This window comes from Kineococcus sp. AC630 (genome assembly GCF_979255925.1).
Genome location: NZ_CEEDMJ010000004.1, coordinates 229,384 through 245,783, shown reverse-complemented (window position 1 = coordinate 245,783; position 16,400 = coordinate 229,384). Strand labels below are relative to the sequence as shown.

Sequence of the window (16,400 nt, the reverse complement as noted above, 5' to 3'; positions counted from 1 at the left end):
ATGAGCGGGAACGGCCCGAGCCGGCGGCAGCTGCTCGCCGGTCTCGCGGGCGGTGGTGCCCTGATCGCCTCCGCCGCCCCGGCGCGGGCGAGCACCGCGAAACCCACCCCGAAGGACACCGCGGAGACCACCGCGAGCGCCCTGCCGGCGCGCGTCGTCCTGCTGGAGGTCACCCCGTCGGCCTACTCCGCGGCCGATCCCGCCCGCTCGACGATCCTCGTGCGGGCCCGGGTGGAGAACACCGGGAGCGACGCCCTGACCGGTCTGACGGCCCGGCTCGTCGCGCAGCGCTCGCCGTCGGTGGCCCGTTCCGCCCTCGACGGCTGGGCCCGCGCGTCGGAGCGCACCTCCATCACCCGCTCCTCGGCGAGCTCCGAGGACGTCACCGTCGGCACCGGTGACCTCGCCGCCGGCGAGAGCGTCGAGGTCGAACTGACCCTGCCGGCGGCCGCGCTGGGCAACGGGGTCGGGGCGCACCTCGCGGCCGTCGAGGTCTCCGACAAGAGCGGCAAGGTCGGCGGCGCCCGCACGTTCCTGGTCTCCGCCCCGCAGGGCGTCACGCCGACGCCGTTGACGCTGCTGCTGCCGCTGGTCGCCGGCCGTGACGGCTCGGCGAGCGGGCTCGCGAGCGCCGTCGAGGGCCGCCTCGCGCCGCTGGTCAGCGCCAGCGCCGACCCGCGGGTCGCATGGGCGCTCGACCCGGCCCTGCTGGCCGCGGCCGCGAACGTCACGACGGCGGGGACGAGCGGTCAGCCGACCGCCTCGAGCACCCCGCAACCCACCGTGGACGAGAGCCGGACGGTCTCGGTCTGGCTGGCCGACCTGCGGGCCGCTGCGACCGGCCGCGTCGTCGTCGCCCTGCCCTACGGCGACCCGGACCTCGCCGCCCTGGACCGCTCCGAGGACGGGCCCGACCTGCTGGGACGCTGCGTCGCCGCCGGGGCCGGGGCCTTCGACGACCTCGGCGCGGTCGTGGTCCGCGACGTCGCCTGGCCCGCCGACGAAGCCGCCGACGACGACCTGCTGGCGCTCGCGCTGGGGGTCGGGGCCTCCACGGTCGTCCTGGACGACGCCTGCCTCCCGCCCGACGCGGACCTCACCTACACCCCGGCGGGGCGGGCGAGCGTGACGGTGCTCGACTCCGTCGTCGACGCGGTGGTGGCGGACCGGACGATGTCGTCGGTGCTCGCGGACTCCGTGGACGCCGACCAGGTGGTGCTCGTGCGGCAGCGGCTCATCGCCGAGGCCGCGACGACGACGTTGCAGCGCCCGAGCGACGCGCGCGGTCAGCTGCTGGTGGCCCCGCGCAGCTTCAACCCCGTCGCCGGGGCGATCGAGACGCTCGTCGCCGACGTGGAGGCGTCGGGGTGGGCGAGCTGGCAGTCGCTGACCGACCTCATCGCCACCGACCCCGGGCCGGGGTCGCGCTCCGGGCCGGAGATCGCGGCGGCCACCGCCCGCGCCGCGTTGCCCGCCCGCCACGTCGCCGACGTCGAGTCGGCCCTCACCGAGGTCGACGACTTCTCCAGCGCCCTGCAGACCACCGACGGCCGGCCCGACGCGAAGCTGCTGACCCAGCAGCGGGCCGCGTTGTTGCTGCTGGGGGCGTCCTGGCGGGGACACACCGACGAGCTCCCCGCCGCGCGCGAGACGCTGGAACTGACGGTCGCCTCCCTCACGACGGGCATCAGCATCGCCGGCGGCAGCGTCCGCAACCTGGCCGCCGAACGCAGCGAGCTGCCGATCACGCTGGTCAACGAGCTGGACGTCCCGGTGCAGGTGGACCTCGTGCTGACGCCCCGCAGCCCGCGGGTCCAGCTCGACGCGGTACCCCGTCAGACCGTCCCCGCCCGCAGCCAGCAGCGCGTCGGGGTGCCGGTGCGCGCGCTGGCCAACGGCAGCGTCGTCGTCGAGGCGCAGCTGCGGACCCCCGCCGGCAGCGCGATCGGGGCGCCCGTCGCGGTGGACCTCAACGTCCGCGCCGACGTGGAGAACTGGATCAGCGGGGTCGTCGGCGGTGGGGCGGCCGCGCTGCTCGTGCTCGGGGTGGTCCGCGCCGTCAAGAAGGGCCGGCGGCGCGTCGACGAGGCCGAGCACGCCGACGTCACCCCCGCCCCCACCCCCGCCCACCAGGACGAGGACGAGTCAGCGCCGACGGGGCAGGGGTAGCCGCCGCAACAGCGGCGCGACCAGGTCCTCGAGCTCGCGGACCCGCATCACCCGGCTGAGGGCGACGAAGACGGCCAGGACGACGACCCCACCGACGAGGACGACGGCGACGTCCACCAACCGGCCGCTGCCGAGCGCCCCACCGCCCTGCGCGACGGCGAACCCGGCGGCGGTGGCCACGACGGCGATGATCGCCAGCCGGACGAGCGTCCGCAGCAGCAGGGACCCGTCGACGCCGCCACCGTCGAGAGCGTGGAAGCGGCGGCGCAGGAGGGTCAGGCCGAGCACGCAGCCCACGACGTTGGCGAGGCTCATGAAGGCGCCGATGCCGATCACCTGCCAGCGCGGTTCGAGCACGAAGTAGCAGACGCCGTTGCCGATGGTCGTCACCACGGCGACGACGACCTGCACGACGAACGGGGTCCGGGCGTCCTCGTAGGCGTAGAAGACGCGCTGCACGAGGTAGGTGACGCTGAACGGGACGAGACCGACGGTCATGGCCACGAGGACCAACCCGATCGGGTGGCCACCGAAGAGGGCTCCGGCGATCGACGGCCCGAGGGAGAGGAACGCCGCGGTGGCCAGCGCCCCGGCGGCCGCCACCGTGCGGGCCCCGGAGGAGAAGTCACGCCGGACGGCCGCCACGTCCCCGCGGACGGCCGCGCGACTCAGCCGCGTGAAGAGGGCCGTCACGAGGGACACCGCGACGAGGGAGTGCGGGAGCATGAACAGCAGGTAGGCGTTGGTGTAGGAGTTGCTGGAGGCCCCGTCGATCCGCGCCAACGACAGCGCGTGCCCGGCCGACGTCATGACCTTCGAGGTGGGCACGAACGCGAGCTGCCCCACGAGCACGCCGGCGAAGGTCCAGCCCGCGACCCGGCCGGCGCTGGCCAGGCCCATGCCGCGGAAGCGGAACCGCGGACGGTAGCGGAAGCCGATGCGGTGCAACGGCCAGAGCAGGACGAGCGCCTGCAGGGCCACGCCGAGCGTCGCCGTCCCCGCCAGCAGGGCGATCATCGACGGGGTCCACTGCACCGCGGTCAACCGCTCGCCGTCCGGCACGATCGCGAGGAAGACCAGGATGCCCGCGATGGCCACGAGGTTGTTCAGGACCGGGGCCCACATGAAGGGCCCGAAGCTGCTCTTCGCGTTCAGCACCTGCCCCAGCACCGTGTAGAGGCCGTAGAAGAAGACCTGGGGCAGGCACCAGAACGCCATGGCCGTACCCAACGCGAGCCAGTCGTCGCTCCAGCCGTCGGTGAAGAGGCGCACGACCAGCGGTGCCGCCGCGGTGATGACGACGGTCGCTGCGGCCATCACCAGCAGGGCGAGGGTGACGAGCCGGTCGACGAAGTCCTTCCCGCCGTCGGGCAACCGGAACGCCTTGACGATCTGCGGCACGAGGACGGCGTTGAGGACCCCGCCGGCGACGAGGATGTAGAAGTTGTTCGGCGCCTTGTTGGCGACGTCGAACACCTGACCGCCGACGCCCTTCGCCGTACCGCCGATCGCGGCGACCAGCAGGGCCACCCGCACGAACCCGAGCAACCGCGACACCAGCGTCCCGCTCGCCATCAGCGCGCTCGACCGGGCGAGGGAGTCCCTCGCCGCGGGCTCGTCCGGCGTGGCCGTCGTCTGGTCCTGCGGTGCACTCACACCGACGATGGTGGCGGATCGGTGCGCCAACCGGGTCATCACTCCCCCGTCGCGTCAAGGTCTTCACACGCGGTGACGACTCAGAACAGGTGATGAGCGTCAGGCGGGTCGTGTCGACGGGTGTGCTGACGCTCGCCCTCTTCGCACCGCTCAGCTCCGCGGGCCTCGCCCACGCGGACCCGGCGCTCGCGCCGCGCAGCCAGACCCTCAAGACCCAGGCCGACGCGTTGCGCGCCCAGGTCGAGGCCCTGCAGCTGCGGCAGTCCATCGCCACCGAGGCCTACGACACCGCCGTCGAGGACACCACCACCGCCATCTCGGAGGAGGTCCGGGCGCAGTCGGCGCTCGACGCCGCCACCGGTGACAGCGCCACCGCCACGCAGGACGCGACCCGCCGGGTCCGCTCCCTCTACATGAGCGGCGGCTCCGCGTCGCTGACCGGCGGCATCAGCCGGGTCCTGTCGAGCGGCGACCTGGACGACGTCGACGCCACCGCCCGGGGCGCGCTCCTCGCCCGCAGCGTCGTCGCCGACGACACCACCACCGTCACCGCCGCCGCGACGGCTCGCGCCGGTGCGGCCGCCGCCGAGGCGCACCTGCAGCAGGTCCGCGTCGCGAAGACCACCGCCCAGGCCGCCGCGAAGACGGCGGAGGAGCAGGTCACCACCGCTCTCGCCCAGCAGCGGACGCTGCTGGCGGCGGCCGACACCGCCGTCGCACAGGCCGTCGCGGACGAGGAGGAGCAGGCCCGCCAGGCCGCGCTCGCCGCAGCCGCCCAGCAGGCCGCCGCCGCAGGGGTCGCGGACGCCCGGGCCAGGGACGCCTCCTCGGCCGGGAACGCCTCGTCGGTCGCGGACGCCGTCGCGGGCGCCTCGAGCACGGCCACGGCGGCGATCGCCGCGGCCTGGACCCGCGAAGGCATGTCCTACGTGTGGGGGGCGACGGGGCCGACGACGTTCGACTGCTCGGGCCTCACGCAGTGGGCCTACGCCCAGGCCGGGGTCTCCATCCCGCGCACGTCGCGTCAGCAGTACGCCGGACTCCCGAAGGTCCCGCTGAACCAGTTGCAGCCCGGTGACCTGGTGTTCTACGCCAACGGCAGCGACCCGTCGAGCATCCACCACGTCGCGCTGTACCTCGGCGACGGCAAGGTCCTGCACGCCCCGCACACCGGCGACGTCGTCCGCGAGGCGGGCGTCGCGATGTCCGGCCTCTTCGGCGCCGTCCGCCCCTCGGCCGCCTGACTCAGCGGGACGCGAGGACGGCCAGGGTCACGCTCGCGACGTCCTCGACGACCGCGGCCTGCCAGTCCGGGACGAACTCGCCGGCCCAGGACCGCCAGGACGCTCCCGCGATCGACCCGACGACGGCACCGAACGCCCCGGCGAGCACGGGCAGCGCCACCCGCCGGTGCTCACGACGGGCCAGCGCCACGGCACCCCGGCGCCGGAGGCGATCCGGGCGGGCAGCCCCGCGGCGGACAGCCGGCTCGGGGTGGCGGGCTGCTTGTCCTGGTAGAGCTCGAACCCGAGCCCGGCGAGGGCGAGGACCTTCGCGGGTGAGGACGACCCCGTCAGCGCGGGTCCGGCGAACCCGAGCGAACTGCGGCCGCCGGTGGCCACCCCGAGCAGGGCCGAGCGCGCCACGAGACCGGCGGAGGCCTTCGCGGGCCGGTCCACGACGGCGGTCGAGCCCTGGCGGACACCCGGGTCGACCAGACGCAGCGTGGAGTGCGCGGCGACCCCGAACGCGAGGTGCGGCACGGCGTCGGAGACCCAGTCCTGCGGGGTCCACTCCCGCAGGTCCGTGACCCCGAGGGCGGCGGCGGGCAGGTCGGTGGCGGCCATCGCGGCGGCCCCGGTGACCACCGCACCGACCCCGCGGGGCAGTCGCAGCCCCGCCGCGCGGGCGGTGCCGACGAGCGCACCGACGCCCAGCCCGGCGACGGTGCCGGACAACGCCCCGAGGGCGGTGAGCCGGTTGCCGCGCTGGGCTGCGGACCCACCGACGGGTCGACCGAGGTGATCGGCGAGCGCCTCGACGGTGTCCGCCGGCACGGTGCTGGCGTCACGTCCCCGCCAGGCCATGTCGGCGTAGGTGACGGCGTTCAGGACCGCGGTGCCCACGGCACCGGCGGCGAGTCCACCGAGGAGGCCACGGGAGGTTCGGCTGGAGTTCACGGTCACATGCTCGGTCCCGGGACGCCGGTCCGCGCGCCCGGACCGTCCCGTACCGATCGCGCCCTAGCATGGTGCCCGGGACCGCGCACGCGGCCTCGCGATCACGCACGGGTCACCGGGGGGTACGTCTGGACGGGGTAGGCCGCAACGCGGGCGAGGAGCTCGTGGCCGACCGCTACGCCCTGGACCGGGAGCTGTCGGTCGACACCGAGCTGGGGACGCGGGAGTTCCGCGGTCGCGACCTGACGCTGGACCGGCCCGTCCGCGTCCGCACGCTGCCCGCCGCCGACGCCCGGGCCGAGGAGTTCCTCGACGCCGCCCGCCGCGCCGCCATGATCACCGATCCGCGCATCCCCCGCATCCTCGACGCGGGCACCGACCTGACCACCGCCGACGGCACCGCCACGGTCTTCGTCGTCGAGGAGTTCGTCGAAGGGCGCTCCATGAGCGACCTGCTGCGGTCCGGTCCGATGAAGCCCGCCGCCGTCCGCGCCCTCGTCGGCGAGGTCGCCTCCGCGCTCGACGTCGCCGCCCGCCGGGGACTGCACCACACCCGCCTCACCCCCGACGACGTCGTCCTCGGCCCCGACGGGGTCGTGCGGGTCCGCGGGGTGGGGATCGAGGCGGCCCTCGAGATCGACCCACCTGCGCTCTCCCCGGCCCGCGCGGCGGTGCTGGCCAACCGCGCCGACGCCGTGGCACTCGTCGCGCTCGTCTACGCCGGACTCGTCGCGCGCTGGCCCGCGCTGGAGTCGCTGGCCCCGCACGCCGGCCTCCCGCAGTCCCCCACCGCCGACGGTGAACCGTTGCCGCCCAAGGACATCCGCCCCGACGTGCCGAACGACCTGGACACCTTGTGCAGCGTCACGTTCGGCCCGCACGAGGACGGTCCGCGCGACCCCGCGGAGCTCGCCCTGCAGCTCGCGCCGTGGACGATGGCGCCCTGGGAGGAGACCCTGCGCCGGATGCGCGGCGAGGCCGCGACCAAGGAGTTCCGGGGTCGGCTGAAGAACCGCGACGAGGTGGTCCCCGAGGAGGAGCCGCCCGTCCCGTTCACCCGCCCGCACACCACCGCCCGGCCCCCGCGCGACGACTCCCGCCTGGTGCTGGCCATCGTCGGCGCGGTCATCGTCGTCGGGCTGGTGCTCGCGCTGTGGCAGTTGAGCCGGATCGCCGTGCCCGCCATCCCGACCAGTGCCTCCAGTGCCCCGGCCCCCGCGACGACCTCGGCGCCCGCCGCGACGAGCGCCCCCGCGGTCTCGCCCAGTGCCGCCGCCCCGCCGCCGGTGACGCCGATCGTGCTGCCCGTGGCCTCCATCGCCGCCCTCGACCCGCAGGGCGGCGGGGAGTCCTCGGCGACGGCTCCGCGGGCGGTCGACGGCGACCCGGGGACGGCGTGGGAGAGCCAGCGCTACAACTCCGCGACGTTCGCCGGTCTCAAGGACGGCATGGGCCTCGTGCTCGACCTGGGCGTCGAGGCCGACGTCAGCCAGGTCCAGCTCACCGACGGCGGTGACGGCGGGTCGGTGTCGTTGCTGACGGCCCCCGGCCCGGCCCTCGACGGCTCCACCCCCGTCGCGAGCGCCCCGGCCGGCGGGGCGCAGACGCTGACCCCCGCGCAGCCGGTCCGCAGCCGCTACCTCGTCGTCTGGTTCACCGAGCTCCCGACCACCGACGGCGTCTTCCGGGCCCGCGTGGCCGAGGTCGCCGTCACGGGGACGATCCCCACCCCGGCGCCGTGACCCCGGCGGGAACCGGTGCGCCGGTGGACCCGCGCACCGACGCGGAACTCCTCACCGCGCACGTCGCGGGGGACCCGGAGGCCTTCGGCGAGGTCGTCCGCCGGCACCGCGACCGGTTGTGGGCCGTGGCGCTGCGCACGACGGGCGACCGGGAGGAGGCCGCCGACGCCGTCCAGGACGCCCTCGTCTCGGCCCTGCGCGCGGCCGACCGGTTCCGCGGCGAGTCCGCCGTCACGACGTGGTTGCACCGGATCGTCGTCAACGCCTGCCTCGACCGGGCCCGGCGCAGGGCCGTCCGCCCGACCCGTCCCCTCGAGGAGGAGGTCGGTCCCGGCGGGGACGAGAGCGCCCGCACCGGGGCGGCGCTGGCCGTCGTCCAGGACGCGACCCCGCACGTCGAGGCCGGGCTCGACGTCACCCGCGCCCTCGCCCGCCTCCCCGAGGCCCAGCGGGCGGCACTGGTCCTCGTCGACATGTACGACGTCCCGGTCGCCGAGGCCGCGGAGATCCTCGGCGTCGCGGTGGGCACGGTGAAGTCGCGGTGCTCGCGCGGGCGGGTGACCCTGGCCGAGCTCCTCGGCGATCGCGTGTGAGGGCGGGGAACCGTTGAACGTCGCACGACGTCACACCCCTGGTCGAGTTCGGGAGACGGGAGGAGGTCCGCGGTGAGCGAAGAGTTCGAGGAGAGCACCGAGGACGAGGTGCTGAGCCCCCAGGAGCAACGGGTCCGTGACCGGTTGCGCAGAGCGGCCGACCTCGGTCCGATGCCCGACGACGTCGTGGCCCGCCTCGACGCGGCGCTCGCGGCCGCGCGCACCGAGACCCCCGTCGCCTCGCTGGCCGCTCGTCGGCGCCCGTCGCGGTTGCCCCGACTGCTGGCCGCGGCGGCCGCGGTCGTGGTCGTCGGGGGCGGCGGTTTCTGGCTCTCGCAGGACCACTCGCTGTCGGGTTCGTCCTCCTCGAGCGCCGACGCCGGTTCGGTGGCGATGGGTGAGTCCGTGCCGCCGTCGGCGAAGGTGCTGCTCAGCGGCAAGGACTACACCGACGCCACCGCCGTGCAGGACCTCGCCGAGGACACCCTCGACGAGGGCGCCCCCTCCGGTGGTTCCGCGCCCGACGCGACCCCGGGCCTGGGCGCGAAGGACGAAGGCCGCACCACCCTGATGGCACCGCAGGACACGGAGTCCGCGACGAGCGACCCGGCGCAACGCCCGGCCGCCGAGAAGGCTGTGGCCTGCACGAAGAGCCTCGGAGTCGACCCGGACTCCGTCCTCGCCGTCGAGATCGCGACCTGGCGCACCACGCCGGCCGCTCTCGTGGTCCACACCACCACCGACGGGGCCGAGGTCGTCGTCGTGGCCCTCGACTGCGTCCCCGGAGACCCCGCCTACAGCCGGGTCGACGTGCCCCTCCCGAACGGCTCCTGAGCGTGGTGTGAAGGTTCGGCGCCGGGAACAGCGCACCCCTACGATCGGTTGAAGAAGCAGCAACGCCGGAGCCCCGTGACCACGGGGTCGGCACCGATCGAGGAAGCAGGTCCGCACAGGTGAGCGACGCCACCACGAACGAGATCCGCGAAGTCATCGTCGTGGGTTCGGGCCCCTCGGGCTACACCGCGGCGCTCTACGCCGCCCGTGCGGAACTGCGGCCGCTGGTCTTCGAAGGATCGGTGACGGCCGGCGGTGCGCTGATGAACACCACCGAGGTCGAGAACTTCCCGGGCTTCCCGGAAGGGATCATGGGCCCGGACCTGATGGACAACATGCGCCAGCAGGCCGAGAGGTTCGGCGCCGAGCTGATCACCGACGACATCGTCGACGTCCGCCTCGAGGGCGACGTCAAGGAGGTCGTCACCGGCTCCGGTGAGACCTACCGCGCCCACGCGGTGATCCTCGCGCTCGGTTCGGCCTACCGTCAGCTCGGCCTGCCGGACGAGAAGCGGCTGTCCGGTCGTGGCGTGAGCTGGTGCGCCACCTGTGACGGCTTCTTCTTCCGCGAGCAGGACATCGTCGTCGTCGGCGGCGGGGACTCCGCGGTCGAGGAGGCGACGTTCCTCACCCGTTTCGCCCGCACCGTGACGATCGTGCACCGCCGTGACGAGCTCCGCGCCTCGCGCATCATGGCGAAGCGCGCCGAGGACAACCCGAAGATCAAGTTCGTCTGGAACTCCGCCGTCACCGGCATCCTGGGCGAGAACAAGGTCGAGGGCCTCACGTTGCAGGACACCGTGACCGGTGAGACGAGCGAGGTCGCGGCGACCGCGCTCTTCATCGCCATCGGCCACGAACCGCGCACCGACCTCGTCAAGGGGCAGGTCGACCTAGACGAGAACGGGTTCATCCTCGTCGAAGGTCGCAGCACCCGCACGAACCTCCCCGGCGTCTTCGCCGCCGGTGACGTCGTCGACCACGAGTACATGCAGGCCATCACCGCTGCCGGCATGGGGTGCTCCGCCGCCCTGGACGCCGAGAAGTTCCTCGCCGCCCGCGGTGACGTCGCGCAGGACGAGCAGCCCCCGCGCGAGGAGACCCTGACGCCCGACGTCGCGGACTCCGACACCGTCGACCGCCCGCAGCCGCGGGTCTGACCCCCCTTCCCACCCCACGACACTGGAGGTACGCGTGAGCACCACGCACGTCACCGACGACACGTTCGACGCCGAGGTCCTGCAGTCCGACAAGCCCGTTCTCGTCGACTTCTGGGCGCCCTGGTGCGGCCCGTGCCGTCAGGTCGCCCCGATCCTCGAGGAGATCGCCGCCGAGAACGCGGACAAGATCACCGTGGTGAAGGTCAACACCGACGAGAACCCGAAGATCGCCGCGAAGTACGGCGTCACGTCGATCCCGACGCTGAACGTCTACTCCGGTGGTGAGGTCGTCAAGACGATCATCGGCGCGCGGCCCAAGCCCGTGCTGCTGAAGGAGCTCGACGACTTCGTCGGCTGATCCCGTTCGCGGAGAGCGCCGGTCCCCTCGTGGGGCCGGCGCTCTCTGCTGTCAGGGGTGGGCCACCCCGGTGAGGGTCTGGACCCGGATGCTGCCGAGCAGCCGCTCGAGCGCCGCCTCGACGTCCTCGCGCCAGCTCAGCGCCGTCTTCAGCTCCAGCCGCAACCGCGGGTAGCGGTGGTGGGGACGCACCACGGTGAACCCGACCGACTCCAGCAGGTGCGCGGGGAGCACGCAGGGGTCGCCGTGGTCGTGCGGGGACTCCTCGCTGCCGTCACCGCCGACGGCCGCCGCCGCCCCGCCGAACGCCTCGACGGCCTTCACCCCGCGTTGGGTCAGGTCCTTCGCCGCACCCTGCAGCAGCATCCGGGCCAGCCCTTCGCCCCGGAAGGCCGGTTCGATCCAGCCCGTCGTCAGCAGGACGCTGTCACCGCTGACCGGCGAGGTGGGGAAACCCGTCGAGCGGGGTGAGTAGACCGGCGGGGCGTACATGACGAACCCGGCCGCCTGGTCGTCGACGTAGACGAGCCGCCCGCACGGACCCCACTGCAACAGGACGCTGGAGATCCAGGCCTCCTTCTCGAAGTCCGGGTACCCCGCCGCGGCGGCCCGCTGGGCGGCTCCGGCGTCGAGTTCCCAGAAGACGCACTGCCGCGACTGCTTGGGCAGGTCGGCGAGCGTGTCGAGCGTCAACGGCGCCATCCGACGACCCACCGGCGTCAGCCTCCCCAGTCCCGCTCGGCGTCTCGACGACGCGTCCGCGTTGCGTCCACGCGTCGAACGCATCCTAAGTGGCAGTCTCGGAGAGTGCGACGAGCACTCGTCCACCCAGCACCCGTGTCCCAGGAGGCCGTCATGAGCCAGCACCGCCCGCCCTCGAGTCCCGGTGACGCGTCCCCCGCGTCGGCGGCGGCCGGGGCCGGGACTGGCCGGAGGTTGGACCGTTGGCGGTCCGCCTACGCCGAACGGACCGCCTCGATGACCGCGTCGGAGATCCGGGCGCTGTTCGCCGTGGCGAACCGGCCCGAGGTCGTCTCGCTCGCCGGTGGCATGCCCTACCTGCCCGCCCTCCCCCTCGACGCCATCGCGGAGATCTCCGCGCGGTTGATCTCCCAGAAGGGTGCCGTGGCCCTGCAGTACGGCTCCGGTCAGGGTGAGGAGGTGCTGCGCGAGCAGATCGTCGAGGTCATGCGCCCCCAGGGCATCGACGCCCACCCCGACGACATCGTCGTGACGACCGGGTCCCAGCAGGCTCTCGACCTCGTGTCTCGGATCTTCCTCGACCCGGGTGACGTCGTCCTCGCCGAGGCGCCCAGCTACGTCGGTGCCCTCGGGGTGTTCCGCAGCTACCAGGCGCAGGTCGTGCACGTGCCCCTCGACCACGACGGGCTGCAGCCCGCGGCGCTGGAGGAGGCCCTCGTCCGCCTCCGGGCCGAGGGGAAGCGGGTGAAGTTCCTCTACACGGTGCCGAACCACCACAACCCAGCGGGCGTGACGCTCTCGCTGGAACGGCGGCGGGAGGTCCTGGCCATCGCCCGACGCCACGAGCTGCTGATCCTCGAGGACGACCCGTACGCGCTGCTGGGCTTCGACGGCGACCCGCTGCCCGCGCTCCGCTCGATGGACCCCGAGCACGTCGTGCACCTGGGGTCCTTCTCCAAGACGTTCGCGCCGGGCTACCGCGTGGGGTGGGCCGTCGCGCCGCACGCCGTGCGGGAGAAGCTCGTGCTGGCCTCGGAGTCGGCGATCCTCTGCCCGACCTCCTTCGGCCAGTTCGCGATCGCCGAATACCTCTCGAGCTACGACTGGATGGGCCAGGTCAAGGTCTTCCGCGAGCTCTACCGCGAGCGGCGCGACGCCATGCTGGACGCCCTCGCCACGCACCTCCCCCGAGCGACGTGGACGCACCCCGTCGGCGGGTTCTACGTCTGGATGACGTTGCCCGAGGGTCTCGACGCGAAGGCGATGCTGCCGCGCGCCGTCACCGGCCGCGTCGCCTACGTCCCCGGCGGCGCCTTCTACGCCGACGGGAGCGGCAGCCGGTCGGTGCGGTTGTCGTACTGCTTCCCGCCGGCCGAGCGGATCCGTGAGGGTGTCCGCCGCCTCGCTGCCGTCGTGCAGGACGAACTGGAGGTCGCCGAGACCTTCGGCCCCGTCACCCCGCGCGCCGGTCGAGCCGGCCACGACAACCCCGGACCGGAGCTGGCATGACCCGCGACCTGCACGTCGCCGTCCTCGCAGGCGGCCTCTCCCACGAACGGGACGTCTCCCTCCGCTCCGGTCGCCGGGTCGCGGACGCGTTGCGCTCCTCCGGCTGCGAGGTGGCGGTCCTCGACGCGGACGCGCACCTGCTGCCGACGCTGGCCGCTCAACGCCCCGACGTCGTGTGGCCCGTGCTGCACGGGGCGATCGGGGAGGACGGCGCGCTGCGCGACGTCCTGGAACTCCTCGGGCTCACCTACGTCGGCGCCCGCCCGGGGGCCTGTCGACTGGCCTGGGACAAACCCATCGCGCAGAGCATCGTCGCGGCGGCGGGGATCAGCGTCCCGCCCTCGATCGCGCTGCCGCACGCCACCTTCCGCGACCTCGGAGCTCAGCCCGTCCTCGCTGCAGCCGCCGACTGGGCGGGGTTCCCGCTCGTGGTGAAGCCGAGCCGGGGAGGCTCGGCGCTGGGGGTCGCCGTCGTCGGGGAACCGCGGGACCTCGCCCGCGCCGTCGTGGACTCGTTCGCCTACGGCGACACCGCCCTGGTCCAGCAGCACGTCCCGGGGGTGGAGGTGGCCGTCTCCGTCGTCGAGATCGACGGGGAGGTCCAGGTCCTGCCCGCCGTCGAGATCGTCGCCGACGGCGGCTCCTACGACTACGCGGCCCGCTACACCGCCGGGACCACCGAGTTCTTCGCACCGGCCCGGTTGTCCGTCGAGGACGCCGAGCGGCTGGCCGGGACCGCCCGGGGTGCGCACGAGGCGCTGGGGCTGCGCCACCTGTCCCGCATCGACTTCATCGTCACCGACTCCGGTGACCCGGTGTTCCTCGAGGCGAACGCCGCCCCGGGGATGACCGAGACGTCGTTGCTGCCGCAGGCCGTGGAGGCCGCGGGGCTGGAACTCGACTCCGTGTACCGCTCGATCGTCGAGAGCGCGCTCCGGAGCTGACCTGCGGACGTGCTACGGGCGGCGCGTCGGGTGGGGGGTCACCGGCGCGCCGCCCGTGCTCAGGGGGTGGGTGTGGCGTCGAGCAGGCGGAGGATCCGGTCGAGGTCCTCCAGGCCGGCGAAGTCCACCGTCATGCGCCCGCGGGTGCGTCCCATGCTGATCTTCACCCGGGTGTCGAGCCGGTCCGCCAACGTGGAGGCGCGGTCGTCCAGCTCCGGCTGCGCCTGCGCGGGGTTGCGTCGTCGCGGCTCGTGGTCCGCGTCCCCGAGGGAGATGATCTCCTCCACGGCGCGCACCGAGAGGCCTTCGGCGACGACCCGCTGGGCGAGACGCTCCATCGCTGCGCCGTCCTCGAGCGACAGCAGCGCACGAGCGTGGCCGGCGGAGATGACGTTCGCCGCCACCCGGCGCTGCACCAGTGGAGGCAACTTCATGAGTCGCAGCGTGTTGCTGATCTGCGGACGTGAGCGGCCGATGCGCGAGGCGAGTTCCTCGTGCGTGCAGCCGAAGTCCTCGAGCAGCTGCTGGTACGCCGCCGCCTCTTCGAGCGGGTTCAGCTGGCTGCGGTGGAGGTTCTCCAGCAGCGCGTCGCGGAGCAGGTCGTCGTCAGCGGTGTCGCGGATGATCGCCGGGATGGTCTCCAGGCCGGCCTCGGTCGCGGCTCGCCACCGACGCTCACCCATGACGAGCTCGAAGCGCGGGCTGCCGTCCTCCGCCGGGTCCGAGGACCGGACGACGATGGGCTGCAGCACGCCGATCTCGCGGATGGAGTGCACGAGTTCGGCGAGCTCGTCCTCGTCGAACACCGTGCGCGGCTGACGGGAGTTCGGCACGATCGCGGTGACGGGGACCTCGGCGAAACGTGCTCCGGGGACGTCGACCAGGCCGTCGTCGGTCGTGGCGTCGTCCGCGGTGGGCTCGACCTCGACCTCCGGGGTGATCTCCGGCTCCAGGGGGGCCTCTGCGGCCGCCTCCTCGGTCGTGACGACAGTGAGGTCGCCGATGCGTTCCTCGTGGCTCTCCGGCGCGTCAGGCGTCTCGTCGACCGCCGTGTCGGTCTCGTCGGAGCGCTGGTCGAAGAAGAGGTCGACCGGACGTCCACCGGTGCGCATCGCCGGGGGCAGCGTGGCGGTCCCCATGCCGACCCGGCTCGAGGTCGTCGGTCCACCGCTGGGAATCAAGGCACCGAGTCCACGGCCGAGTCCACGTCGCTTGTCGCTCACGCTCCACCTTCCTTCGACGCGAACCCACGTCGCGTCCCCGTTCCATCACTCCACCGCGCCCACGGGTCCGCCACAGCGGGCGGCGCTCCCACGGCAGCATCCCCTGCGGGCGCGACCGTTTCGTGGACGCCACGCTGGGCGATCTCACGCGCCGCCTCGAGGTAGGCCAGGGCACCGGAGGACGACGGGTCGTACGCCATCACCGTCTGACCGTGGCTCGGCGCCTCCGAGATCCGCACCGAACGGGGGACGAGAGACCTCAGGACCTGCTGTCCGAAGTGCTGACGAACCTCGTCCACGACCTGGGCGGCCAGCCGCGTGCGGCCGTCGTACATGGTCAGCAAGATCGTGGTGACCTCGAGGTCCGGGTTCAGGTGTTCCTGGATTAGCTCGATGTTCGCCAGGAGCTGGCTCAGCCCTTCGAGTGCGTAGTACTCGCACTGGATGGGGATGAGAACCTCCGGAGCCGCGACGAAGGCGTTGATGGTCAGCAGGCCCAGGCTCGGCGGACAGTCGATGAGGACGTAGTCGATGCGCCGCTCCCCGGCCTTCTCCAACGCCTTCAGGTACTTGGCGAGCGCACGCTGCAGACGCATCTCACGAGCGACCATGGAGACCAGCTCGATCTCAGCACCGGCGAGGTCGACCGTCGCCGGCGCGCACCAGAGGTCAGGCGCTTCGTCGCAGCGCTGGACGACATCGGCCAGGGGTTTGCCCTCGACCAGGACCTCGTACACACCGGGCACGTCCTGGTGGTGGTCGATCCCCAAGGCCGTGGAGGCGTTTCCCTGCGGGTCGAGGTCGAGGACGAGGACCTTCAGCCCTGCCGCCGCCAGTGCCGAGGCGATGTTGACCGCGGTCGTCGTCTTGCCGACGCCGCCCTTCTGGTTCGCGATCGTCATGACACGGGTTTCCGTCGGCAGCGGGAAGCGCTCCGACACCGTCGCCCGTCGTGTTTCACGTGGAACCGGGGGGAGCTCCTCCTCGGCTTCCTCGAGCTCGTCGACTTCGCCGAGTACCGGGAGGGTCTCCACCGACGTCAGGATGGGCGGAGCGGTGGGCGTTCCACGTGAAACGTCCACCAACTCTGGCTGCGGCTCGGTTTCACGTGAAACGGGCGCTACTGGCTCAGTGGCGGCAAGCGGGGTTTCACGTGGAACATCACGGTTGACGATGTCGACACGCACCTCGGTTTCACGTGAAACGTCGACGGCCTCCGGCTCGTCGAGCGCCAGGGCGGAGACCGAGAACCACCCCAGGTGCCCCGAGCCGTTCGACGCCGGTCGCGAGCTGCTGAACCAGCCGAGCTGTGCCACTCCTCGTCCCTCTC

Annotated in this window: 14 protein-coding genes; 9 read left to right on the top strand and 5 right to left on the bottom strand. The window is 73.4% G+C overall.

Going from position 1 to position 16,400, the window contains the following annotated elements; translation table 11 throughout:
* On the top strand, positions 1-2,169 hold the full coding sequence (locus AC0I8G_RS06475; protein WP_471729201.1) for a DUF6049 family protein: 2,169 nt from the start codon (positions 1-3) through the stop codon (positions 2,167-2,169).
* Here the strand turns inward: AC0I8G_RS06475 and murJ are convergent.
* Entirely contained in the window at positions 2,146-3,825 is a 1,680-nt protein-coding gene (murJ, locus tag AC0I8G_RS06470; RefSeq protein ID WP_471729200.1) for a murein biosynthesis integral membrane protein MurJ, read from the bottom strand. The genes AC0I8G_RS06475 and murJ overlap by 24 nt on opposite strands.
* 92 nt (positions 3,826-3,917) lie before the next feature.
* Between murJ and AC0I8G_RS06465 the strand changes: the two genes are divergently transcribed.
* Entirely contained in the window at positions 3,918-5,069 is a 1,152-nt protein-coding gene (locus AC0I8G_RS06465) for a C40 family peptidase (protein WP_471729199.1), read from the top strand.
* Positions 5,070-5,096: 27 nt separating this feature from the next.
* On the opposite strand, the gene AC0I8G_RS06460 is transcribed toward AC0I8G_RS06465, so the two are convergent.
* On the bottom strand, positions 5,097-6,005 hold the full coding sequence (locus AC0I8G_RS06460) for a hypothetical protein (RefSeq protein WP_471729198.1): 909 nt from the start codon (positions 6,003-6,005) through the stop codon (positions 5,097-5,099).
* A 164-nt stretch (positions 6,006-6,169) separates the two neighbouring features.
* Here AC0I8G_RS06460 and AC0I8G_RS06455 point away from each other — a divergent pair, with 164 nt between their 5' ends.
* From AC0I8G_RS06455 to trxA, 5 genes are all read left to right on the top strand, one after another.
* Positions 6,170-7,747: a hypothetical protein gene (locus tag AC0I8G_RS06455; RefSeq protein ID WP_471729197.1), complete on the top strand. Its 1,578-nt coding sequence runs from the start codon at positions 6,170-6,172 to the stop codon at positions 7,745-7,747.
* Entirely contained in the window at positions 7,744-8,340 is a 597-nt protein-coding gene (gene sigM / locus AC0I8G_RS06450) for an RNA polymerase sigma factor SigM (protein WP_471729196.1), read from the top strand. The genes AC0I8G_RS06455 and sigM overlap by 4 nt, the downstream gene beginning before the upstream one ends.
* A 72-nt stretch (positions 8,341-8,412) precedes the next feature.
* Positions 8,413-9,174 (top strand): hypothetical protein, encoded by a 762-nt coding sequence (locus tag AC0I8G_RS06445; RefSeq protein ID WP_471729195.1) that lies wholly within the window; start codon positions 8,413-8,415, stop codon positions 9,172-9,174.
* 119 nt (positions 9,175-9,293) lie between these two features.
* The gene (gene trxB / locus AC0I8G_RS06440; RefSeq protein WP_471729194.1) at positions 9,294-10,334 is read left to right on the top strand and encodes a thioredoxin-disulfide reductase; all 1,041 of its coding nucleotides are present in this window, start codon (positions 9,294-9,296) and stop codon (positions 10,332-10,334) included.
* Positions 10,335-10,368: 34 nt separating this feature from the next.
* Positions 10,369-10,692 carry a thioredoxin gene (gene trxA, locus AC0I8G_RS06435; RefSeq protein ID WP_328293673.1) on the top strand — a complete coding sequence of 108 codons (324 nt, stop codon included), beginning with the start codon at positions 10,369-10,371 and terminating at the stop codon, positions 10,690-10,692.
* Positions 10,693-10,743: 51 nt separating this feature from the next.
* Here the strand turns inward: trxA and AC0I8G_RS06430 are convergent, their stop codons facing one another.
* On the bottom strand, positions 10,744-11,406 hold the full coding sequence (locus AC0I8G_RS06430; RefSeq protein WP_380159858.1) for a GNAT family N-acetyltransferase: 663 nt from the start codon (positions 11,404-11,406) through the stop codon (positions 10,744-10,746).
* Between the two features lie 141 nt (positions 11,407-11,547).
* On the opposite strand from AC0I8G_RS06430, the gene AC0I8G_RS06425 reads away from it, so the two are divergent.
* On the top strand, positions 11,548-12,903 hold the full coding sequence (locus AC0I8G_RS06425; RefSeq protein WP_471729193.1) for an aminotransferase-like domain-containing protein: 1,356 nt from the start codon (positions 11,548-11,550) through the stop codon (positions 12,901-12,903).
* Complete coding sequence (locus AC0I8G_RS06420; RefSeq protein ID WP_471729192.1) at positions 12,900-13,847, top strand: D-alanine--D-alanine ligase family protein; 948 nt, start codon at positions 12,900-12,902, stop codon at positions 13,845-13,847. The genes AC0I8G_RS06425 and AC0I8G_RS06420 overlap by 4 nt, the downstream gene beginning before the upstream one ends.
* A gap of 59 nt (positions 13,848-13,906) precedes the next feature.
* On the opposite strand, the gene AC0I8G_RS06415 is transcribed toward AC0I8G_RS06420, so the two are convergent.
* Positions 13,907-15,070 (bottom strand): ParB/RepB/Spo0J family partition protein, encoded by a 1,164-nt coding sequence (locus AC0I8G_RS06415; protein ID WP_471729191.1) that lies wholly within the window; start codon positions 15,068-15,070, stop codon positions 13,907-13,909.
* Complete coding sequence (locus AC0I8G_RS06410; protein ID WP_471729190.1) at positions 15,067-16,386, bottom strand: ParA family protein; 1,320 nt, start codon at positions 16,384-16,386, stop codon at positions 15,067-15,069. The genes AC0I8G_RS06415 and AC0I8G_RS06410 overlap by 4 nt, the downstream gene beginning before the upstream one ends.
* Positions 16,387-16,400 lie beyond the last annotated feature (14 nt).